The organism is Cellulomonas iranensis NBRC 101100 = JCM 18110 (assembly GCF_001552375.1).
GTDB lineage: Bacteria > Actinomycetota > Actinomycetes > Actinomycetales > Cellulomonadaceae > Cellulomonas > Cellulomonas iranensis.
This window is the reverse complement of sequence record NZ_BCRB01000010.1, coordinates 15,928-37,289: the sequence shown is the minus strand read 5'-3', so window position 1 is coordinate 37,289 and position 21,362 is coordinate 15,928. Positions and strand designations below refer to the sequence as shown.

Sequence of the window (21,362 nt, the reverse complement as noted above, 5' to 3'; positions counted from 1 at the left end):
ACGTCAGTCGGTCCCGAGCGAGACGAGCGCCGTCGCGATCGCCGCGACCCCCTCGCCGCGGCCCGTCAGGCCCAGCGCGTCGGTCGTCGTCGCGGACACCGTCACGGGCGCGCCGCACGCCATCGACAGCACGGCCTGCGCCTCGACGCGACGCGGGCCGAGCTTCGGCCGGTTGCCGATCACCTGCACCGCGACGTTGCCCAGCGTGAAGCCCGCCGCCCGGACGCGCCGCGCCGTCTCCGCGAGCAGCGCCGCACCGGACGCCCCCGCCCACCGCGGGTCGGACGTGCCGAACTGCGCCCCGAGGTCGCCCAGCCCGGCGGCCGAGAGCAGCGCGTCGGCCGCCGCGTGCGCCGCGACGTCCGCGTCGGAGTGCCCCGCGAGCGGCCGCTCCCCGGGCCACTCGAGGCCCGCGAGGTGCAGCACCGCGTCGGGCGCGGGGTCGGGGTCGTAGGCGTGCACGTCGACGCCGATGCCGGTGCGGAGGTTCACGCGAGCGCTCCCGTCGTCAGGGCCTGCGCGACCAGCAGGTCGCGGGCCGTCGTCACCTTCGCCGCGCGCTCGTCGCCCGGCACCACCCACACCGCGACGCCCGTCGCCTCGACGAGCCCCGCGTCGTCCGACGCGGCGGTCGCCTCGGACGCGCCGCGCCCGGTGCCCACCGCGTGCGCGCGCTCGAGCACGTCACGGTCGAAGCCCTGCGGCGTCTGCACGGCGACGAGGTCCGCGCGCGGCACGGTCTCGACCACGGGCCGTCCGCGCTCGTCGCCCTGGCCGACCCGCTTGACGGTGTCGACCACCGGGAGCCCCGGCACGACGGCGACGTGCCCCGCGCGCACCGCGTCGGCGACCCGCGCCACCAGGTCCGCCGGGACGAGGGGGCGCGCGGCGTCGTGCACCAGCACGACGTCGACGTCGTCGGTGAGCTCCGCGAGGCCCGCCGCGACCGACTCCTGACGCGTGCGCCCGCCCCCGACGACGTCGAGCCGGACCTCGGCGGCGGCCGCGTCGACCACGTCGTCGAGCAGCGCCGCGACCACGTCGAGATGCGTCTCGGGCGCCGTGACGACCAGCTGGGAGACGGCGGCACCGTCCGCCGTGCGCGCCGCGAGCAGGGCGCGGGCGGCATGGACCACGAGGGGTTCGCCGGACACGGGCACGAGCGCCTTGGGCAGCGTGTGCCCGAGGCGCGTGCCGCTCCCGGCGGCGGTGAGGACGGCGGCGATGGTCATGTGCGCATCGTGCCCCGTGCGGCGGGGCGCACGGGTCCCCGACACAGCAGACGGCCCGGGCGGCGTGCACCCGGACCGTCGTGCGTGCGGATCAGGAGGCGAGGACCTCGTCGAGGATGGCCTCGGCCTTGTCCTCCTCGGTCTTCTCGGCGAGCGCGAGCTCCGAGACGAGGATCTGCCGGGCCTTGGCGAGCATGCGCTTCTCACCGGCCGACAGGCCACGGTCGGCGTCGCGCCGCGACAGGTCGCGCACGACCTCCGCGACCTTGATGACGTCGCCCGACTGGAGCTTCTCGAGGTTGGCCTTGTAGCGCCGCGACCAGTTGGTGGGCTCCTCGGTGTACGGGGCGCGCAGCACCTCGAACACGCGGTCCAGGCCCTCCTGGCCGACGACGTCGCGAACACCGACGAGGTCGACGTTCTCCGCCGGAACCTCGATGGTCAGGTCACCGTGCGCGACCTTGAGCTTGAGGTAGATCTTCTCCTCGCCCCGGATGGTCCGGCTCTTGATCTCCTCGATCTTGGCTGCACCGTGGTGCGGGTAGACGACGGTCTCCCCAACAGTGAAAGTCATCTGCAGGTGTCCCCTTTCGCAGACGTGTATGGTATCACGCCGGATTGCCGTGATTTCCGGCGCTTCCCGGGCGTCCGCCCAGGTCAGAGGCTCGTCACCCGCCCGTCGCACGCAGTTCGCGCGACGGCCGCGCACGCCCCGGCACGCCGCGACGGCGCCCGCGGGGCCCGGCGCGCGACCGTCGCAGGACCCGCGCACGACCCCCGCAGCACCCGCCCGGCACCCGCCCGGCACCCCCGCAGGGGCGCGCCACGGGTAGGCTGACCTGCGGCTCCCCGCGCTACCACACGCGCGTGGGTGCTGGTCGTGACCACCGTCCCACCCCGCCCCCGCGCGCGAGACCGAGCAGGAGCCCTCGTGACCCGCCTCCGCCCCCGCACCGCCCGGACCGCCGCCGGTCTGGCGGCCGCCGCCGTCCTCGCGCTGAGCGGCTGCTCGGCCACCAACCCGATCGCGACGATCGCGGACTACCAGCCGTCCGACGGCGTCGCGACCACGGTCGGCGACGTGCGCGTGCTCAACATGATCGTCGTCGCGCAGGCCGAGGGGCAGCCCGGCACGCTCACCGGTGCGCTGGCCAACGGCTCGTCGCAGGACGAGACCGTCACGCTCACGATCGCCGGCGAGGAGGTCCGCGTGCCCGTCGCCGCGTCGACCACCGTGCTGCTCGGCGCCCCCGACGCGCCCCCGCGCTACGAGACGGCCGACGTCGAGGTCGCCGCCGTCGACGCCGCCCCCGGCGGGCTGACGACCGTCACGGTCGCGACCGCGTCGAGCGGCTCCGTGCAGCTCCAGGTGCCCGTGCTGAACGACAAGCTGCCCGAGTACCAGGCGCTGCTCCCCGACACCACCGCGACGTCGACCGCCACCCCCGCCGCCACGCGCGACGCGTCGCAGCCGTCCGGCCAGGAGGGCGACGAGGAGGGCTGACGCCCCCCGACCCCGCACCACGCACGACGGGCCGACCACCGCGCGGTGGTCGGCCCGTCGTGCGTGCGGGGACGGCTCAACCGAAGCGGCCCGAGATGTAGTCCTCGGTGGCCTGCTCGCGCGGCGACGAGAACATCGTCGCGGTGTCGTCCATCTCGATGAGCCTGCCCGGCTTGCCGGTGCCCGCGATGTTGAAGAACGCGGTGCGGTCGGAGACGCGCGCGGCCTGCTGCATGTTGTGCGTGACGATGACGATCGTGTACTCCGACTTGAGCTCGGCGATGAGGTCCTCGATCGCGAGCGTCGAGATCGGGTCGAGCGCCGAGCACGGCTCGTCCATGAGCAGCACCTGCGGCTTCACGGCGATCGCGCGCGCGATGCACAGCCGCTGCTGCTGCCCGCCCGACAGGCTCGACCCCGGGCGCGCGAGGCGGTCCTTGACCTCGTTCCACAGGTTCGCGCCGCGCAGCGACCGCTCGACGAGGTCCTGCTGGTCGCCCTTCGACATGCGGCGGTTGTTGAGGCGCACGCCCGCGAGCACGTTGTCCGCGATCGACATCGTCGGGAACGGGTTGGGGCGCTGGAAGACCATGCCGATCTGCCGGCGCACCGTCACCGGGTCGACGTCGGTGCCGTACAGGTCCTGGCCGTCCATGAGCGCCTTGCCCTGCACGCGCGCACCGGGGATGACCTCGTGCATGCGGTTGAGGGTGCGCAGGAACGTCGACTTGCCGCAGCCGGACGGGCCGATGAGCGCCGTGGCCTGCCGGGCCTCGATGGTCATGTTGACGCCCTCGACGGCGAGGAAGTCGCCGTAGAAGACGTCGAGGTCGGAGACGTCGATCCGCTTGGACATGGGGAGGGTCCTTCCTTCGGGTCGGAGCGGGCCCGCGGTCAGCGGGCGCCCTTCGGGGCGAACCAGCGGCTGACGAGCCGGGCCACGAGGTTGAGGAGCATGACGATGAGGATGAGCGTGAGCGCCGCGGCCCAGGCCCGGTCGATGCCGGTGCCGCCCTGCTCGTACTGGCGGTACGCGAACACGGGGAGGGTCGCCATGCGGCCGTCGAACAGGTCCCAGTTGACCTGGGTCACCAGGCCGACGGTCAGCAGGAGCGGCGCGGTCTCGCCGATGACGCGGGCGACCGCGAGCATGACGCCCGTGACGATGCCCGCCGCGGCGGTGCGCAGCACGACCTTGACGATCGTCAGCCACTTCGGCACGCCCAGCGCGTACGACGCCTCGCGCAGCTCGTTGGGCACGAGACGCAGCATCTCCTCGACCGAGCGGATGACTACCGGCGTCATGAGCAGCGCGAGCGCGACGGCCCCCATGACGCCCGCGCGGTACGCGGGACCGAAGACCAGGGTGAACAGCGCGAACGCGAACAGGCCCGCGACGATCGACGGGATGCCCGTCATGACGTCGACGAGGAACGTGATGGCCCGCGCGAGCGGCCCGCGCCCGTACTCCACGAGGTAGATCGCCGTGAGCAGGCCGATCGGCACCGAGATCACCGCCGCGGCGAGCGTCACCATGAGCGTGCCGACGACCGCGTGCCGGATGCCGCCGTCGGTCATGTCGCCGAAGATCCCGACCATGTCGGTCGTGAGGAACGACCAGCTGAACGACGTCGAGCCGCGCGTGAGCACCAGCAGCAGGAGCGAGACCAGCGGGATCAGCGCGAGCAGGAACGAGCCCGTCACGAGCGTCGTCGCGAGCCGGTCGGCGGCGCGGCGCGGCCCCTCGACCACGCGCGAGGTGATGCTCAGCGACAGCACGTACAGCGCCGCGCCGAGCGCGACGACGCCGGGCACGCCCGGCGTCCCGGCGACCAGGAGCACGAGGAACGCGAGGACCAGCGCACCACCCGCGAACCCCCACGGGGCCCACGACGGCAGCCGCCGGTACGTGGCGTCGGCGAGCAGCCCGGCGGGGGCGACGTCGGCGGTCATCAGTTGGCTCCCGAGAACTCGGCGCGCCGCGCGATGATCCAGCGCGCGGCGAAGTTGACGGCGAACGTCACGACGAACAGCGCGAGACCCGTCGCGATGAGGGCGCTGACGCTCAGGCCGCTCGACTCGGGGAACTTCGAGGCGATGTTCGCGGCGATGGTCTGGTGCTGCCCCGGCTTCAGCAGGAAGAACGAGTAGAGGAACCCGGGCGAGATGACCATGAGCACGGCCATCGTCTCGCCGAGCGCACGCCCCAGTCCGAGCATCGCGGCGCTGATGACGCCCGAGCGGCCGAACGGCAGCACGGCCATGCGCACCATCTCCCAGCGCGTCGCGCCGAGCGCGAGCGACGCCTCCTCGTGCAGGCGCGGGGTCTGCAGGAACACCTCGCGCGAGACGGCCGTGATGATCGGCAGGATCATGACGGCGAGCACGACCGACGCCGACAGCACGTTCTTGGCGGGCGCCTGGTAGCCCTCGAAGAGCGGCACGAACCCGAGCGTCGACGACAGCCACGTGAACACCGGGTCGAGCTGCCCGATGAGCCACAGCGCGCCCCACAGGCCGTAGACGACCGACGGGATCGCCGCGAGCAGGTCGATGAGGTAGCCCAGGCCCTGCGCGAGCCGGCGCGGCGCGTAGTGCGAGATGAACAGCGCGATGCCGATCGACACGGGCACCGCGAGCAGCAGCGCCAGCACCGAGGCCAGCAGCGTGCCGAAGACGAGCGGCCCGACGTACGCGGCGACCGAGGACGCGTTGAACCACGAGATCGCCTCGAGGTCTTCGGACGACGCCGTGAGGGCCGGCCACGCCTCCATGACGAGGAAGACGGCGACCGCGGCGAGCGTCACGAGGATGAGGACGCCGGCGCCCGTGGACAGGCCCGCGAAGACGCGGCTCGCGACGCGTCCGGTCGAGGCGGCGCGCACGGCGGCGCCCGCGTCGGCGGGCGCCTGCGGGTCGGCGCCCCGCTGCGGGGGTGTGCTGGTGGTGACGGCCACGGCTGCTCCGGGTGTGGTCCGCAGGGGCGGGGAGGGTGGGGCGGTGCTCAGGGGCGGTGCGGGCACGCCCCCGCCCCGGGGCCGGCGACGGGCCGGTCCCCGGGGCGGGTGCGCGCTGCGGTCATCCGTGCGGTCAGCTCGCGACCGTGATGGCGTCGATCGCGGCCTGCACCTTGGTGCGCAGGTCGTCCGAGATCGGCGCGGAGCCCGCGACGCTCGGGTCGGCCGCGCGCTCCTGGCCCTCCGGGCTCGCGACGTAGGACAGGTACGCCTTGACGTTGTTCGCGTCCGACTCGGAGTCGTACGTCGAGCAGGCGATCGAGTACGACACCAGGACGAGCGGGTAGGCGCCCTTCTCGGTGGTCGTGCGGTCGAGCTCGACGACCAGGCGCTTGTCGGTGGCGTCCGCCGCGGCGGGCGACGCGTCGACGACCTTCGCGGCGGCCTCGGCCGAGAACGGCACGTACTCGTCGCCGACCTTCAGCGCGACCGTGCCCAGGTCGCCGGCGCGCGACGCGTCGGCGTAGCCGATCGCGCCCTCGGCGCCCGAGACCGTGTCGATCATGCCCTGCGTGCCCTTGCCGGACTGCCCGCCGGACAGCGGCCAGTCGCCCGAGGCCTCGTGCGGCCAGGCGCCGTCCGACGCCGCCGCGAGGTACTCCGTGAAGTTCTCGGTCGTGCCCGACTCGTCGTTGCGGTTGACCGGGATGATGCCCGTCGACGGCAGCGTGACGTCGGGGTTCTCCGCGGCGATCGCCGGGTCGTCCCACGTCGTGATCTCGCGGTTGAAGATCTTCGCGATCGTCGCCGCCGAGAGCTGCAGGTGCTCGGTGTCGAGGTCCGGCAGGTTGTACACGACCGCGATCGGGCTGATGTAGAGCGGGAGCTCGAGGGCCTCGCCGCCGAAGCAGCGCTCGGTGGCCTTCTCGATCTCCTCCGGCTTGAGCGCCGCGTCCGAGCCGGCGAACTGCACGCCGCCCGAGAGGAACTGCTCGCGGCCGCCGCCCGAGCCCGCGGCGTCGTAGCTGACGGCCACGTCGGGGTACGTGTCGTTGAAGCCGGCGATCCAGCCGGCCACGGCCTTCTCCTGCGACGAGGCGCCCGCACCGGCGAGCGAGCCGCTCAGCTCGGCCGCGGAGCCACCGCCGGCGCCCGACGTCTCACCCGGCTCCGCCGAGGAGGTCGAGGAGCACGCGGCGAGCGCGAGGGCGAGCACGCCCGTGAGGGCGACCGCACCGAAACGCTTGTGGGGGGTGAGCTTCACTGTGTCCCGTCCTGTCGGTCCGCGCGCACCGGTCGGTGCGCGGCCGACGCCGACGGTAGGGGCGGCAGGTGACCGCACCGGCGGTGCTCGGTGAACCCCGGGTGAACGGTGGTCGACCAGACGCGCGTCCGGGTGCGACGTGCGTCACGGCACGTCAGTCCTCGGTGCCGTCCGACAGCTTGTAGCCGAGCCCGCGGACCGTGGTGAGCAGCGTCGGCGCGGACGGGTCCGCCTCGATCTTCGCGCGGATGCGCTTGACGTGGACGTCGAGCGTCTTGGTGTCGCCCACGTAGTCCGAGCCCCACACACGGTCGATGAGCTGGCCCCGCGTGAGCACGCGGCCCGGGTTGCGCAGCAGCATCTCGAGGAGCTCGAACTCCTTGAGCGGGAACGGCACGAGCGCGCCGTCCACGTGCACGGTGTGCCGGTCGACGTCCATGCGCACGTGCGCGACCTCGAGCGTGCCGTCGTCCTCGCCGTCGTCCGACGGCGCACGGCCCGCCGCCTCGCGGCGCCGCAGCACCGCGCGGATCCGCGCGAGCAGCTCGCGCGACGAGTACGGCTTGGTCACGTAGTCGTCGGCGCCCAGCTCGAGGCCCACGACCTTGTCGATCTCGTCGTCCTTGGCCGTGAGCATGATGACCGGCACGTCGGACTCCAGACGCAGCCGACGGCACACCTCGGTGCCCGGCAGGCCCGGGAGCATGAGGTCGAGCAGCACGAGGTCGGCGCCGTGCTCGGCGAACGCGTCGAGCGCGTCGGGGCCCGTCGCGGCGGTCACGACGTCGTAGCCCTCGCGGCCGAGCTGGTAGGACAGCGGGTCGCGGTAGGACTCCTCGTCCTCGACGAGCAGGATGCGGGTCACGGGGTGCTCCTGGAGAGGTTCGGCGGCGTGCGCGGCTCGCGGCGCGCCGGGGCGTCGGTCGGGTGGTCGGGTGCGCCGGGCGCACCCGGCGTCGACGAGGTCGTGCCGGCGGCGTCCGGCGCGTCCGCGGCGGACGCGTCCGGCGCGTCGTCGCCGCGCGCGTCGGCCACCGGGAGACGGAGCGTGAACGTCGAGCCCCGGCCGGGCTGCGACCACACCGACACGTCGCCGCCGTGGTCCGCCGCGACGTGCTTGACGATCGACAGCCCGAGCCCGGTGCCGCCCGTGTCGCGCGAGCGCGCGGGGTCCACGCGGTAGAACCGCTCGAACACGCGGTCCTGGTCGGCCTCCGCGATGCCGACGCCCTCGTCGACCACCGCGATCTCGACGAGCTCGCCGCGGCGCCGGACGCCCAGGCTCACGCGCGTGCCCTCGGGCGAGTACGCGACCGCGTTGTCCAGCAGGTTGCGCACGGCCGTGACGAGCAGGTTGTGGTCGCCGAACACCGTGACCCCGCGGTCGCCGCCCGCCGCGATGCGGATCTGCTTGGCGTCGGCGCCCGTGCGCGCGCGGTCGACGGCCTCGGCGACGACGTCGTCGACCCCGACCGCCTCGACGTCCTCGAGCGCGCCCGCGACCTGCAGGCGCGACAGCTCGATGATCTCGTGCACGAGCGCCGACAGCCGCGCGGCCTCGGCGCGCATGCGCCCGCTGAACCGGCGCACCGCCTCGGGGTCGTCGGCCGCGTCCTGCACGGTCTCGGCCAGCAGCGACAGCGCACCCACGGGCGTCTTCAGCTCGTGCGACACGTTGACGACGAAGTCGCGTCGGATCGCCTCGAGCCGGCGCGCCTGCGTGAGGTCCTCCGCGAGCAGCAGCACGTGGTCCGGCGTCACCTGCGCGACCCGCACCTGGACCATGAGCCGCGCCGGGCCGACCGGGCCGCGCGGCACGTCGAGCTCCTCGTCCCGGATCACGCCGTCGCGGCGCACGTCCGTGACCATGTCGCGCATCGCGGCGTGCACGAGCCGCCCGTCGCGCACCAGGCCCAGCGCGTGCGCGGGCGGGCTCGCCCGCACCACGCGGTCCTGCGCGTCGAGCACCACGGCCGCCGAGCGCAGCACGGCCAGCGTGCGCACCAGGCCGTCCTCGAGCTCCGGCTCGGGCTGCGGCGGCACACGGCGCTGCTCGCGCTCGCTCCACCGGAACGCCGCCATCGCGACCGCGCCGACGAGGACGCCGAGCACGCCCGCCGCCAGCGGCACGGCATCCAGGAACCACTCCACGGGGCCACACTAGGCGCGGCTCCGCGGGGCTCCGCGCCACCGACGGCGCGGGACCACGAACCGCCGCCGGCTGTTCACCTGCCGGGCGGCGCTCGTTCACCGACGCGTGCCACCGTGTGGGCTGCACACGCGCAGGGAGAGGGAGCACATGCGGGACATCTTCGAGGCCGAGCTCACGCAGCTCGGCCAGGACCTGGTCGCCATGGCCGGCCGGGTCGAGCAGGCCATCAGCAGCGCGGGGATCGCGCTGCTCACCGCCGACCTCCAGCTCGCCGAGTCCGTGATCGCCGACGACCTCGCGATCGACGCGCTCGAGCGCGACCTCGACGACCGCTGCGTGCGGCTGCTCGCGCAGCAGCAGCCCGTCGCGACCGACCTGCGGGTCGTCGTGTCGGCGCTGCGCATGAGCGCGTCGCTCGAGCGCATGGGGGACCTCGCGCGGCACGTCGCGCAGGTCGCACGGCTGCGGTACCCCGGGACGGCCGTGCCGGCCGGGCTCGAGCCGACGTTCACGCAGATGCAGGACGCCGCCGTGCGCGTCGCCCGCCGCGTCGCGACCCTGCTGGAGACGCGGGACATGGCGCTGGCCGAGTCGATCCAGCAGGACGACGACCTGCTGGACGCGCTGCACTCCGACACGTTCACCGCGATGCTGTCGGGCCCGTGGGAGCGCAGCACGCAGGAGACCGTCGACGTCACGCTGCTGGGCCGCTACTACGAGCGGTTCGGCGACCACGGCGTGTCCGTCGCGCGGCGCATGGTCTACCTGGTGACGGGTGACCTCGCCGACGCGCTGGACCCGGCCGCGGTGCGGGGCGCCTGACCGGCACCCGTGCCGTCCGCGGGGCCGACCGCCCCGCCACGGACGACGAGGCGTCCGTCCCGGGGAGGGGGCGGGCGCCTCGTCGCGTCCCGGCCCCGGGGGCCGCACCGACGACGACGGCCGGCCCACCCGTGGGTGGACCGGCCGTCGTCGTGCGTCAGCGGTGCGTCAGGGCGTTCAGCGACCCTGGTTCGCCACGGCCGCGATGGCCGCCTCGGCCGCCTCGGGGTCGAGGTACGTGCCGCCGGGGTTCGTCGGCTTCAGCGTCTCCTCGTCCAGGTGGTAGACGAGCGGGATGCCCGTGGGGATGTTGATGCCCGCGATGGTCTGCTCGTCGACGTCGTCGAGGTACTTGACGATCGAGCGGATCGAGTTGCCGTGCGCGGCGACCAGGACGGTCTTGCCGGACTTCAGGTCGGGCACGATCTCGGCGTCCCAGTACGGCAGCGCGCGCTCGAGGACCTGCGCGAGCGCCTCGGTGCGCGGGATCGGCTCACCGGCGTAGCGCGGGTCCTGGTCCTGCGAGAACTCGGTGCCGAGCTCGATCTCCGGCGGCGGCACGTCGTACGAGCGGCGCCAGAGCATGAACTGCTCCTCGCCGTACTCGTCGAGCGTCTGCTTCTTGTTCTTGCCCTGCAGCGCACCGTAGTGACGCTCGTTGAGGCGCCACGAGCGCTTCACGGGGATCCACAGGCGGTCGGCCACGTCGAGCGCGTAGTTCGCGGTCGTGATCGCGCGGCGCAGCAGCGACGTGTGCACGACGTCCGGGAGCACACCCGCGTCCGTCAGGAGCTTGCCGCCCCGCTTGGCCTCCTCGACGCCCTTCTCGGAGAGGGGGACGTCCACCCAGCCGGTGAACAGGTTCTTCGCGTTCCACTCGCTCTCGCCGTGGCGGAGCAGCACGAGGGTGTAGGTCATGACGTCCATCCTGCCCCAGCCCGGCGGGCCCCGCAGGGACGTCCGTCCCGCGGTCCGCGGGACGGACGCGGGTCAGCGACGCGCCTCGCCCGCGACCGCGTAGACCTTGAGGAGCTGGTCCGCGGCCGTCGTCCACGCGTACCGCTCGGCGACCCGCCGCGCGCCCTCGCCCCAGCGCGCGCGTCGCCCCGGGTCCGCGAGCGCGTCGGCGATCGCGTCGGCCCACACCGCGGGGTCGTGCCCCGGCACGAGCCGGCCCGACACGTCGTCGTCGACGACCGTGCGCAGCCCGCCCACGGCGGCCGCGAGCACGGGCGTGCCCGTGGCCTGCGCCTCGACCGCGACCAGGCCGAACGACTCCGAGCGGGACGGCATCGCGACGACGTCGGCCGCGCGGTACCACGCGGCGAGCTCGTCGCGCGGCGCCGGCGGGCGCACCACGACGTCGTCGTCGACGCCGAGCGTCACCGCGAGCGCGAGCAGCTCGCGCACCGCCGTCGGACGCCCGCTCGGCCCGCCCAGCACCACGAGCTGCGGCACGGCACGACCCGTGGCGCGCAGCACGCCGAGCGCGCGGACCAGCACGTCGGGCGCCTTGAGCGGCTGCACGCGCCCCGCGAACAGCACCACCGGCCGGTCGGTCGGCAGGCCCAGGCGACGCCGCGCGTCGGCCCGCGCGCCGGGGCCGCCGGGCCGGAACCGGTCGAGGTCCACGCCCGGCTCGACGACGTGCACGCGCTCCGGGTCCGCGCCGTACAGCTCGACGAGCTCGCGCGCCTCGACAGGCGTCGACGCGACGAGCGCGTCCGCGTCCGCGACGACCTGCTCCTCGCCGACGACACGCACGGTCGGCTCGGGCGCGTCACCCGGGCCGAGGTTCGCGTTCTTCACCTTCGCGAGCGTGTGCGCGGTGTGGACCAGCGGCACCTCCCAGCGCTGCGCCGCGATCGCCCCCACCTGGCCCGACAGCCAGTAGTGCGAGTGCACGACGTCGTACCAGCCGGGCCGGCGCGCCGCCTCGGAGCGCAGCACGCCCGCGGCCATGCCGCACAGCACGCCGGGCAGGTCGTTCTTGTCGAGCGCCTCGAACGGCCCCGCGGGCACGTGGTGCACCAGCACGGGCGGCGTGACGCCCGGCGGCACCGCGTCGGCCAGCAGCACGCCCCGCGCGTCGGCGTCCGTCAGCCCGCGCCCCGCGGCGTCGGCGCCGTCGAGGACCACCGTCTCCGGCACGTCGGACCGGGTGGCGCGCGTGAACACCTCGACGCGCGCACCCCGCGCCGCGAGCGCGTGCGCGAGCTCCAGCACGTACACGTTCATGCCGCCCGCGTCGCCCGTGCCGGGCTGGTCGAGCGGCGACGTGTGCACCGAGAGCATGGCGACGCGCGGCGCCCGGTCGGTGGTCACCCCCCATTGTGGACCGCCGCCGGGGCGGGCACGCCACCGGTGCCCACCGGCCGGACCCACCGCTCCGGCGCGCACCCCGGGCGCCGACGGACACGGTCGCGGCTCGACGGACAGCCGCACGCCGCTGTCCGTCGTCCGCACGGGTGTCCGTGGACGCGCGCGGCGGGAAGGCGCGCGGGGCGGGAGCGCGCGGGCGGGCGTCGGCGAGAGTCCGGCCGCACCGCGGCGTGCGGCGTGCGGCGTATCAGGCGGTGACGACCGGCACGACGCACGCCGGCGAGCGCAGCGCGACGGCCGCCACCTGGGTGCCGTCGGGGCCCTGCACGACGAGCGCGTGCGCGTCCTGCAGCGCGACGACCGTCCAGCCGTCGACGACCGCGAGGTGGCGGGGCGTCGGGCCTGGCAGCGGCGCGGTGCGCGGCTCGCCGAGCGTGCCGTCCGCGCGGACGTCGTAGGAGGTCACCGCGTCCGGGCCGCGCAGGCCGAGCGCGCGCACGCCCAGCAGCAGACGGTCGCCGTCGAGCAGCACGTGCGACGGCGACCGGCGCACGCCGTCGGCCGCCTCCGCCGGGGGCACCGCGGGCACCGTCTGCCGGGGGGAGCCGGTCGCCGACGCCGCGTCCCAGGCCAGCACGTGGACGGTCGCGTCGAGCTCGCCCGCGACGTACAGGTGCGCGCCGTCGGAGGCGAAAGCGACGTGGCGCGGGCCGGTGCCGGGCGGCAGCACGGCCGCCACGCCGTCGGCCACGAGGGTCCCGTCGGCCGCGCGCGCGTAGCGGCGCAGCTCGTCGGTGCCGAGGTCGGCCACGAGCACGTGGCGGCGGTCGGGAGTGAGCGCGACGAAGTGCGCGTGCGGGCCCTCCTGGCGGTCGGCGTCCGGGCCCGTCCCCGCGTGCGGGAAGACCTGCACGGGCACACCCGCGGCGACGACGTCCGGACGGACCGCGCCGTCGGGCGTCAGCGGGACGACCGCGAGCACGCCGTCGACGTAGTTGGCGACGAGCAGCGCGTCGTCGACGACCAGCAGGTGGCACGGCGCCGAGCCACCCGACGTCACGGTCGCGCGGGGCACGAGACCGCCGTCGGCGGTGACCTCGAACGCCGTGACCGTGCCCCGCTCGCTCTCCCCCACGGCGTACAGCCAGCGGCCGCCGGGGTGCGTCGCGACGAACGTGGGCGCGGGGGTCTCGACGACGGGCCGCGGCTCGCCCAGGGCGCCGGTGGTGCGGTCGAGGTCCACGCGCCAGATCCCCTCGCCGAGCCCGGCCTCGGTGCCGATGCCGGCGTGCGGGAAGGTGCCGATCCACAGGGGTGTCGTCGCGCTCACGGCGACGACCCTACGCAGCCGCGCCGTGGTCGACGCAGCCACCAGGACGTCGACGGACCGCACGGGCGGAGCCGGCCGCGGGCGCCCACCGGAGCACCGGCCGGCGGGCGTCGTGCCGGAGCTCGGACCGTACCGTCCGCGACCTGGGACGTGGCACCACCGAGACCGGGCTGGGGTCGCCCGTCGGCCCCCGTGAACCACGTCAGCCCGGTCTCGCGACGAGCCGATCCCGGCATGCGGACGCAGACGCGCCGCCCGGAAGCGACGGTCAGCGAGACGGCCGCCGGGGCGCGGCGACGCGCGCGCCCGGCGGGTCAGGACGCCGCGGCGATCCAGGGGGTGGGGTCGGCGACGACCGTGCGCAGGACGGCGAGCGCGCCGCCCGTCATGGCCGGGTAGTCCCCGGAGCGCGAGCGGGACACCGAGGGCGACGACCAGTCGGCGAAGATCACGCGGTCGGCGAGCGCGTCGGCCACGGCACCGCGGACCTCGTCGAACACGAGCCCGAACGTGCCGCCGAGCACGACCTCGCTGACGTCGACGACGTTGGCGACGGTCGACACCGCGAGGCCGAGCCACCGCCCGGCGCCGCGCACGGCGTCAAGCGCGCGCGGGTCGCCCGCCTCGACCGCCGCGACGACGTCGGCGAACGGCGTCCCGGGGGCCAGGCCCGCCGCGCGGGCGATCGCGTCCTGCCCGGCACGCTGCTCGAGCGACACGGGCGCGGTCGCACCGGGCCCGGCGTCGACGACGACGTGCCCGATCTCGCCGCTCCAGCCGTGCCGGCCGAGGAAGATCTCGCCGTCCAGCACGAGCGCGCCACCGACGCCGACCTCGCCGGACACGTAGAGGAAGGACGGCGCGACGGGTCCGCGGCGCGCGTGGGCCTCGGCGCGCGCGGCGAGGTTGGCCTCGTTGGCGACGCGCGGCGGCAGGCCCGCGAGCACGGGGTGCGCCGCGAGGCGCGCGACCACGTCGACGTCGCGCCACCCGAGGTTCGGCGCGTAGCGCAGCGGTCCGGTGATGCGGTCGACGAGCCCCGGCAGCGCGAGCGCGGTCCCGGCGACGCGCACGCCGTCGGCGGACAGCGCGGCGAGCACGGGGCCCGCGAGCGCGGCGAGCCGGTCGAGGACGGTGCCGGGGTCGCTCGCGCGCAGGTCGGCCCGCTCGACGGTCTCGACGAGCACGTCGCCCGCGAGGTCGACGGCGCGCAGCCCCAGGTAGTCGACGTTGACCTCCATGCCGACGCCCGCGACCCGGCCGGGTGCGGGCGCGAGCGGCACGGCGGGCCGGCCGGCGCGCGCGACGACGACGGGGTCGAGCTCGCGCACGAGCCCGGCCTCGATGAGCACGTCGACCAGGCCGGTGACGGTGCCGCGCGACAGTCCCGTCGCGGCGGCGATCTGCGCGCGCGACGGGGGCTCGGTCGCGTCGACGACCTGTGCGAGCGCGACCGACAGGTTGTGCGTGCGCATCTGCGCCTGCCGGGCCGCGCGCTGCGGGTCGGGCACGCACTCGGCCGCCCGGCCCTCCCGTGTGCGGGGCGTCCGGGGACGCTCCGCGGCGACGTCGCCGGGGGCGGCGTCGGGTGCGTCGTCCGTCCTCGGCATGGCTTGACCCTACCGAGACCGCGGGATAAATTCATCCCGAGAACAAAACCGGGGTCGCCATCGACGCGCCTCCGGACCGCACTCGACGTGGAGGCGTCATGGTTCGCAAGCCCACCCCCGACGACAAGTTCTCGTTCGGCCTCTGGACGGTCGGATGGAACGCGCAGGACCCGTTCGGGGCCGCCACCCGCCCGTGGCTCGACCCGGTCGAGTCCGTGCACAAGCTCGCCGAGCTCGGCGCGGCGCACGTGACCTTCCACGACGACGACGTCGTGCCCTTCGGCTCCTCGGACGCCGAGCGCGAGAAGATCCTCGACCGCTTCCGCGGCGCGCTCGCCGAGACCGGCATCACGGTCGAGATGGTCACGACCAACACGTTCACGCACCCCGTCTTCAAGGACGGGGCGTTCACGTCCAACGACCGCCGCGTGCGTCGCTACGCGCTGCGCAAGATCCTGCGCAACGTCGACCTCGCCGCGTCGCTCGACGCCGACACGTTCGTCATGTGGGGCGGCCGCGAGGGCGCCGAGTACGACTCGGCCAAGGACCTCTACGCCGCGCACCAGGCGTACGCCGACGGCATCGACACGGTCGCCGCGTACATCAAGGAGAAGGGCTACAAGCTGCGCATCGCGCTCGAGCCCAAGCCCAACGAGCCCCGCGGCGACATCCTGCTCCCGACGATCGGGCACGCGCTGGGCCTCATCGCCAAGCTCGAGCACGGCGACATCGTCGGCCTCAACCCCGAGACGGGCCACGAGCAGATGGCCGGCCTCAACTACACGACGGGCCTCGCGCAGGCGCTGTGGGCGGACAAGCTCTTCCACATCGACCTCAACGGCCAGCGCGGCATCAAGTACGACCAGGACCTGGTGTTCGGCCACGGCGACCTGTTCTCCGCGTTCGCGACCGTCGACCTGCTCGAGAACGGCTTCCCCGGCGGCGGCCCGAAGTACACCGGCCCGGTGCACTTCGACTACAAGCCCTCGCGCACCGAGGACTTCGACGGCGTCTGGGAGTCGGCGCGCGCCAACATGGCGACGTACCTGCTGCTCAAGGAGCGCGCGATCGCGTTCCGCGAGGACCCCGAGGTCCAGGAGGCCGTCGAGGCCGCCGGCGTGCTCGAGCTCGCCAAGCCGACGCTGGACGAGGGCGAGTCGCTGGCCGACTTCCTCGCCGACCGCTCGGCGTTCGAGGACTTCGACGTCGACGGCGTGGCCAAGCACGGCTTCGGCTTCGTGCGCCTCAACCAGCTCGCGCTCGAGCACGCGCTCGGCGCGCGCGGCTGACCCCAGCACCACCCGACGCCCGGGGAGCCTCGCGCTCCCCGGGCGTCGCCCGTCCCCGGCACCCGACGTCCGAGCGGGCCGGCAGGACCCCCGCTCGGACACCCGACGCCCGGCACGCCCGGGCCGCTCGCAGAGGAGCACACGCGATGACGCTCGTGGCAGGTGTGGACTCGTCCACGCAGTCGTGCAAGGTGGTGGTGCGGGACGCGCAGACCGGTGCGCTGGTGCGCCAGGGCCGCGCGAAGCACCCCGACGGCACCGAGGTCCACCCCCACCACTGGTGGGACGCGCTGCAGGCGGCGATCGCCGACGCGGGCGGCCTCGACGACGTCGAGGCGATCAGCGTGGGCGGGCAGCAGCACGGCATGGTCGTGCTCGACGCCGACGGCGAGGTGGTCCGCGAGGCCCTGCTGTGGAACGACACGCGCTCGGCGCAGGCCGCGCTGGACCTCGTCGCCGAGCTCGGCGACGGTGACGCGGCCGCCGGGGCGCAGGCGTGGGCGTCGGCCATCGGCTCGGTGCCCGTCGCGTCGCTCACGGTCACGAAGCTGCGCTGGCTGCGCGACGCCGAGCCCGAGAACGCGGCGCGCGTCGCGGCCGTGGCGCTCCCCCACGACTGGCTCACCTGGAAGCTCGCCGGCGGCATGGCCGAGGTCGGTCTCGACGGCCTCGTGACCGACCGGTCGGACGCGTCCGGCACGGGCTACTGGTCGCCGTTCACCGAGGACTACCGCACCGACCTGCTCGAGCTCGCGCTCGGCTCGACGCCGCGCCTGCCGCGCGTGCTCGCCGCGAACGAGGCGGGGCCGGTGGCGCCCGGATTCGCGCTGCGGCCCGTGCTCGGCCCCGGCGCCGGCGACAACGCGGCCGCGGCGCTCGCGCTGGGCCTGCTGCCCGGCGACGTCGCGGTGTCGCTCGGCACGTCGGGCGTCGTCTCCGCGGTGGCCGCCGCGCCGACGGCCGACGGCTCCGGCCTCGTCACGGGCTTCGCGGACGCGACCGGTTCCTACCTGCCGCTCGCGTGCACGCTGAACGCGTCGCGCGTGCTCGACGCCGCGGCACGCATGCTCGGCGTCGACCACGCGGGCCTGTCGCGCCTCGCGCTGTCGGCCCCCGCGGGCGCCGACGGCCTCGTGCACATCCCGTACCTCGAGGGTGAGCGCACGCCCAACAAGCCCCTGGCCACGGGTGCGCTGCACGGCATGCGCCTGGCCAACACGACGCCCGCGCACCTCGCGCGCGCGGCCGTCGAGGGCATGCTCTGCTCGCTGGCCGACGGCATCGACGCGCTGCGCGCGGTCGGCGTGCCGGTCGAGCGGGTCTTCCTCATCGGCGGCGGCGCGCAGTCGGAGGCCGTGCGGCACGTGCTGCCCGGCATCCTCGGGCTCGACGTGCAGGTCCCCACCCCCGGCGAGTACGTCGCCGACGGCGCCGCACGGCAGGCGGCGTGGGTCCTGTCGGGCCAGGACGCGCCGCCCGCGTGGTCGGCGTCGACCGGCGCCGAGGTCATGACCGGCACGCCCGAGCCGCACGTCCGCGCGCAGTACGCCGCGGCGCGCGAGCTCACGGTCGACCGCCCGGCCTGACCCCCGTCCCGGGACGACGAAGGGGCCGGCACCCGCGGGTGCCGGCCCCTTCGTGCTGCGTCGCGCGACCCCCTGGGCGACGCGGCGACGCTCAGTGCGCGTCGTCGTAGGCCTTCTTGACCTCGGCCGAGATGCGGCCGCGCTCGGAGACCTGGTAGCCGTTGGCCTTGGCCCACTCGCGGATCTCCTGCGCCTCGTTCGAGCGCGCCGAGCGCGACGACGTGGAGGTGGCGCGGCCCGCCGACCGGCCCGAGGAGCGACCGCTGACCTTGCGGGCGTTGGCGACCCACTGCGCGAACGCGTCGCGCAGCTTCGCGGCGTTCTCCGACGTGAGGTCGATCTCGTACGTCACGCCGTCGAGACCGAACGTGACGGTCTCGTCCGCCGTCCCGCCGTCGACGTCGTCGACCAGCAGGACCTGCACCTTCTGTGCCATGAATGCTCCCGGACAATGGGGGATTTGAGCTGACGCGCTCACTGTCTCACCCGACATTGAGCGCGTCAAACGCAACCCTCGAATTACGGGGCTTCTGTGCGCCCGCTGTGCTCGTGCTCGGCGTCCATCCGTGCGATCGCCTGCCGCTCGGAGCGGTCGGCGTTGATGATCGCCCGCATCGAGAACCAGAAGATCAGCCCGACGCCGACCGACGGCAGCAACGCTGCCAGAACTGCACCCCAGCCGTTCACGGACCCTCCCACGGTGACAACGTCAGACCTGCGGCTTCACGAGAGGGAATGGGATGGTGTCACGAATACCGTGACCAGTCATCGCGATGAGCAGCCGGTCGACGCCCATCCCCATGCCGCCCGACGGCGGCATCGCGTGCTCCATCGCGGCGAGGAAGTCCTCGTCGATGCGCATGGCCTCGTCGTCGCCGCGCGCCGCGAGCAGCGCCTGCGCCTCGAAGCGCTCGCGCTGGACCACGGGGTCGACGAGCTCGGAGTACGCGGTCGCGAGCTCCATGCCCCGCACGTACAGGTCCCACTTCTCGACCAGGCCGCGCTCGGTGCGGTGGTCACGCGTCAGCGGCGACGTCTCGACCGGGAAGTCGCGGACGAACGTCGGCGCCCACAGGGTCGCGCCGACGTGGTGCTCCCACAGCTCCTCGACCATCTTGCCGTGGTTGCGCTGCGCGGGCGCGAGCTCGACCTCGGCGGCGTCGAGCAGCGCGAGCAGCCGCTCGTCGGACGTGTCGTGCGTGATCTCCTCGCCCAGCGCCTCGGACAGCGAGCCGTACATCGTCAGCGACGTCCACGTGCCGCCCAGGTCGTACTCGCTGCCGTCGGCGAGCGTCACCACGGTCGTGCCCAGCGCGTCGAGCGCGGCGGTCTGCACGAGGTCCTGCGTGAGGGCCGCCATGGTGTCGTAGTCGCCGTAGGCCTCGTACGCCTCGAGCATCGCGAACTCCGGCGAATGGGTCGAGTCGACGCCCTCGTTGCGGAAGTTCCGGTTGATCTCGAAGACCTTCTCGACGCCGCCGACCGCCGCGCGCTTGAGGAAGAGCTCGGGCGCGATCCGCAGGTACAGGTCGATGTCGAACGCGTTCATGTGCGTCTCGAACTGCCGCGCGGCGGCCCCCTCGGGGCGCACCTGGAGCATGGGGGTCTCGAGCTCGAGATATCCGCGGCGGTAGAAGTTCTCGCGCAAGGACCGCACGACGGCCGACCGCAGCCGCACCATCTCACGCGCACCCGGACGCACGATCAGATCGACGTAACGCTGCCGGACGCGCGCCTCCTCGGACATCTCGGTGCCCTCGTAGAGGTTCGGCAGCGGGCGGATCGACTTGGCGGCCATGCGCCATTCGTCGGCCATCACGGACAGCTCGCCGCGCCGCGAGGCGATCACGCGGCCGTGCACGAAGACGTGGTCGCCGAGGTCGACGTCGGCCTTGAACGCGGCGAGCGCGTCGGCGCCGACCTCCTTCTCCGACAGCATCGCCTGCAGGCGCGTCCCGGCGCCGTCCTGCAGCGTCGCGAACGCGAGCCTGCCGGTGTTGCGCAGGAACACGACGCGCCCGGCGACGCCCACGACGTCGTCCGTCTCGCTGCCCGGCTCGAGGTCGGGGTGCGCCGCGCGCACGTCCTCGATGGTGTGCGTGCGCGGCACGGACACCGGGTAGGCCTCGACGCCCGACGCGAGCAGCCGCTCGCGCTTGGACCGACGCACGCGCATCTGCTCGGGGACGTCGTCCACGGCGGGCGTCGCCGCGTCGGCGGCGGTCGGGTCGGCGGGTGCGGTGCGTTCGGTCACCCCGGGATTCTACGGGCGAGCGCGGAGCTCCCCCGCGTCCGTCGCGGCGCCCGGTGCGACGACCGAGCGCGGGTCGAGGTCGAGCGCGACGTCGAGGATCGGCGACGAGTGCGTGAGCGCGCCGACCGACAGGAAGTCGACGCCCGTGAGCGCGACCTCGCGCGCCCGCTCGAGCGTGAGGTTCCCCGTCGCCTCGAGGTCGACGTGCCCGGCGGCGGCCTCGCGGGCCCGCACGCGCGCGACCGTCGCGGCCAGCACGTCGGTCGGCATGTTGTCGAGCAGCAGGAAGTCGGCGCCCGCGTCGAGCGCCTCGTCGGCCTGCTCGGGCCGGTCGACCTCGACCTGGACCGCGACGTCCGGGTGGCGCTCGCGCACCGCGCGGACCGCGGACGCGACCGACCCCGCCGCGACCACGTGGTTGTCCTTGACCATCGCGACGTCGTACAGGCCCATGCGCTTGTTGGTGCCCCCGCCGCACCGCACGGCGTACTTCTCGAGCGCCCGCAGCCCCGGCGTCGTCTTGCGCGTGTCGAGGACCTGCGCGCCCGTGCCCGCGAGCGCACGGGTCCACCGGTGCGTGTGGGTCGCGACGCCCGACGCGCGCGAGACGAGGTTGAGCAGCGTGCGCTCGGCGACGAGCAGCACGTGCGTGGGGCCCGTGACGGTCGCGAGCACCGCACCCGCGTCGACCACCGCACCGTCGGCGACGTGCCACACGACGTCGGCGTGCGGGAGGCCGAGCCGGTCGGCGACCTGGTCGAGCACGACCGGCACCACGACGAGCCCCGCGACCGCACCCGCCTCGCGCGCGACGACGTCGGCGCCGCCGCGCGCGGCCCGGTCCACCGTCGACTGCGTCGTGACGTCACGCCCGGGCGCGGCGCCCAGGTCCTCGTCGAGCGCGACCGCGACGAGCCGCGCGATCGCGCCCGCGTCGGGGCCCGGGTCGCCGGGCAGGACGGGCGAGGCGGGCCGGGCGGGGGCGGCGGGCGTGGGTGCGGCGGTCACCGGGACACGGTAGCGGCGCGAGCCGGCGGCCC

At 74.7% G+C, this 21,362-nt stretch carries 21 protein-coding genes; 4 read left to right on the top strand and 17 right to left on the bottom strand.

The annotated features are described in order from the left end of the window. Window positions 1-3: 3 nt before the first annotated feature. From ispF to CS2_RS03255, 3 genes are all read right to left on the bottom strand, one after another. A complete protein-coding gene (gene ispF / locus CS2_RS03265) occupies window positions 4-492 on the bottom strand; it encodes a 2-C-methyl-D-erythritol 2,4-cyclodiphosphate synthase (protein ID WP_070318868.1) in 489 nt (162 codons plus the stop codon). Continuing rightward, the gene (gene ispD, locus CS2_RS03260; protein ID WP_070318867.1) at window positions 489-1,232 is read right to left on the bottom strand and encodes a 2-C-methyl-D-erythritol 4-phosphate cytidylyltransferase; all 744 of its coding nucleotides are present in this window, start codon (window positions 1,230-1,232) and stop codon (window positions 489-491) included. The genes ispF and ispD overlap by 4 nt, the downstream gene beginning before the upstream one ends. A gap of 91 nt (window positions 1,233-1,323) precedes the next feature. After that, complete coding sequence (locus tag CS2_RS03255) at window positions 1,324-1,806, bottom strand: CarD family transcriptional regulator (protein ID WP_046530074.1); 483 nt, start codon at window positions 1,804-1,806, stop codon at window positions 1,324-1,326. Between the two features lie 357 nt (window positions 1,807-2,163). Between CS2_RS03255 and CS2_RS03250 the strand changes: the two genes are divergently transcribed. Then, window positions 2,164-2,736 (top strand): hypothetical protein, encoded by a 573-nt coding sequence (locus CS2_RS03250; RefSeq protein WP_046530073.1) that lies wholly within the window; start codon window positions 2,164-2,166, stop codon window positions 2,734-2,736. A 76-nt stretch (window positions 2,737-2,812) separates the two neighbouring features. On the opposite strand, the gene pstB is transcribed toward CS2_RS03250, so the two are convergent. The 6 genes from pstB to CS2_RS03220 form a co-directional block, all read right to left on the bottom strand. Next, window positions 2,813-3,592: a phosphate ABC transporter ATP-binding protein PstB gene (pstB, locus tag CS2_RS03245; RefSeq protein ID WP_046530072.1), complete on the bottom strand. Its 780-nt coding sequence runs from the start codon at window positions 3,590-3,592 to the stop codon at window positions 2,813-2,815. Window positions 3,593-3,630: 38 nt separating this feature from the next. Next, the gene (pstA, locus tag CS2_RS03240) at window positions 3,631-4,689 is read right to left on the bottom strand and encodes a phosphate ABC transporter permease PstA (protein ID WP_046530071.1); all 1,059 of its coding nucleotides are present in this window, start codon (window positions 4,687-4,689) and stop codon (window positions 3,631-3,633) included. Beyond that, window positions 4,689-5,693 (bottom strand): phosphate ABC transporter permease subunit PstC, encoded by a 1,005-nt coding sequence (gene pstC / locus CS2_RS03235; RefSeq protein WP_046530070.1) that lies wholly within the window; start codon window positions 5,691-5,693, stop codon window positions 4,689-4,691. The genes pstA and pstC overlap by 1 nt, the downstream gene beginning before the upstream one ends. Window positions 5,694-5,826: 133 nt before the next feature. Continuing rightward, a complete protein-coding gene (gene pstS / locus CS2_RS03230; protein WP_070318866.1) occupies window positions 5,827-6,957 on the bottom strand; it encodes a phosphate ABC transporter substrate-binding protein PstS in 1,131 nt (376 codons plus the stop codon). Window positions 6,958-7,111: 154 nt separating this feature from the next. Continuing rightward, window positions 7,112-7,822, bottom strand: a complete 711-nt coding sequence (locus CS2_RS03225) for a response regulator (protein WP_070318865.1) — start codon at window positions 7,820-7,822, stop codon at window positions 7,112-7,114. Further along, on the bottom strand, window positions 7,819-9,108 hold the full coding sequence (locus CS2_RS03220; RefSeq protein WP_070318864.1) for a sensor histidine kinase: 1,290 nt from the start codon (window positions 9,106-9,108) through the stop codon (window positions 7,819-7,821). The genes CS2_RS03225 and CS2_RS03220 overlap by 4 nt, the downstream gene beginning before the upstream one ends. A gap of 148 nt (window positions 9,109-9,256) precedes the next feature. Between CS2_RS03220 and phoU the strand changes: the two genes are divergently transcribed. Beyond that, window positions 9,257-9,931, top strand: a complete 675-nt coding sequence (gene phoU, locus CS2_RS03215) for a phosphate signaling complex protein PhoU (protein WP_046530066.1) — start codon at window positions 9,257-9,259, stop codon at window positions 9,929-9,931. Between the two features lie 177 nt (window positions 9,932-10,108). Here the strand turns inward: phoU and CS2_RS03210 are convergent, their stop codons facing one another. The 4 genes from CS2_RS03210 to CS2_RS03195 all read right to left on the bottom strand — a co-directional run bounded on the left by CS2_RS03210 (window position 10,109) and on the right by CS2_RS03195 (window position 15,193). Further along, window positions 10,109-10,849 (bottom strand): phosphoglyceromutase, encoded by a 741-nt coding sequence (locus CS2_RS03210; RefSeq protein ID WP_046531123.1) that lies wholly within the window; start codon window positions 10,847-10,849, stop codon window positions 10,109-10,111. A 72-nt stretch (window positions 10,850-10,921) separates the two neighbouring features. Further along, window positions 10,922-12,256, bottom strand: coding sequence for a glycosyltransferase (locus tag CS2_RS03205; RefSeq protein ID WP_070318863.1), 1,335 nt, complete (start codon window positions 12,254-12,256; stop codon window positions 10,922-10,924). Window positions 12,257-12,500: 244 nt separating this feature from the next. After that, a complete protein-coding gene (locus tag CS2_RS03200) occupies window positions 12,501-13,583 on the bottom strand; it encodes a lactonase family protein (protein WP_070318898.1) in 1,083 nt (360 codons plus the stop codon). A gap of 314 nt (window positions 13,584-13,897) precedes the next feature. Continuing rightward, complete coding sequence (locus tag CS2_RS03195) at window positions 13,898-15,193, bottom strand: ROK family transcriptional regulator (RefSeq protein WP_082739757.1); 1,296 nt, start codon at window positions 15,191-15,193, stop codon at window positions 13,898-13,900. 98 nt (window positions 15,194-15,291) lie between these two features. Here CS2_RS03195 and xylA point away from each other — a divergent pair, with 98 nt between their 5' ends. Continuing rightward, the gene (gene xylA, locus CS2_RS03190; protein ID WP_046530063.1) at window positions 15,292-16,482 is read left to right on the top strand and encodes a xylose isomerase; all 1,191 of its coding nucleotides are present in this window, start codon (window positions 15,292-15,294) and stop codon (window positions 16,480-16,482) included. Window positions 16,483-16,628: 146 nt separating this feature from the next. Further along, the gene (xylB, locus tag CS2_RS03185) at window positions 16,629-18,068 is read left to right on the top strand and encodes a xylulokinase (protein ID WP_070318862.1); all 1,440 of its coding nucleotides are present in this window, start codon (window positions 16,629-16,631) and stop codon (window positions 18,066-18,068) included. A gap of 91 nt (window positions 18,069-18,159) precedes the next feature. Here the strand turns inward: xylB and CS2_RS03180 are convergent, their stop codons facing one another. From CS2_RS03180 to nadC, 4 genes are all read right to left on the bottom strand, one after another. Further along, on the bottom strand, window positions 18,160-18,504 hold the full coding sequence (locus tag CS2_RS03180; RefSeq protein WP_070318861.1) for a histone-like nucleoid-structuring protein Lsr2: 345 nt from the start codon (window positions 18,502-18,504) through the stop codon (window positions 18,160-18,162). Between the two features lie 83 nt (window positions 18,505-18,587). Beyond that, entirely contained in the window at window positions 18,588-18,767 is a 180-nt protein-coding gene (locus CS2_RS03175; protein ID WP_070318860.1) for a hypothetical protein, read from the bottom strand. 10 nt (window positions 18,768-18,777) lie between these two features. Further along, on the bottom strand, window positions 18,778-20,244 hold the full coding sequence (gene lysS, locus CS2_RS03170; protein ID WP_233421053.1) for a lysine--tRNA ligase: 1,467 nt from the start codon (window positions 20,242-20,244) through the stop codon (window positions 18,778-18,780). Between the two features lie 87 nt (window positions 20,245-20,331). Further along, window positions 20,332-21,330 (bottom strand): carboxylating nicotinate-nucleotide diphosphorylase, encoded by a 999-nt coding sequence (gene nadC, locus CS2_RS03165; protein WP_082739755.1) that lies wholly within the window; start codon window positions 21,328-21,330, stop codon window positions 20,332-20,334. Between the last annotated feature and the right edge of the window lie 32 nt (window positions 21,331-21,362).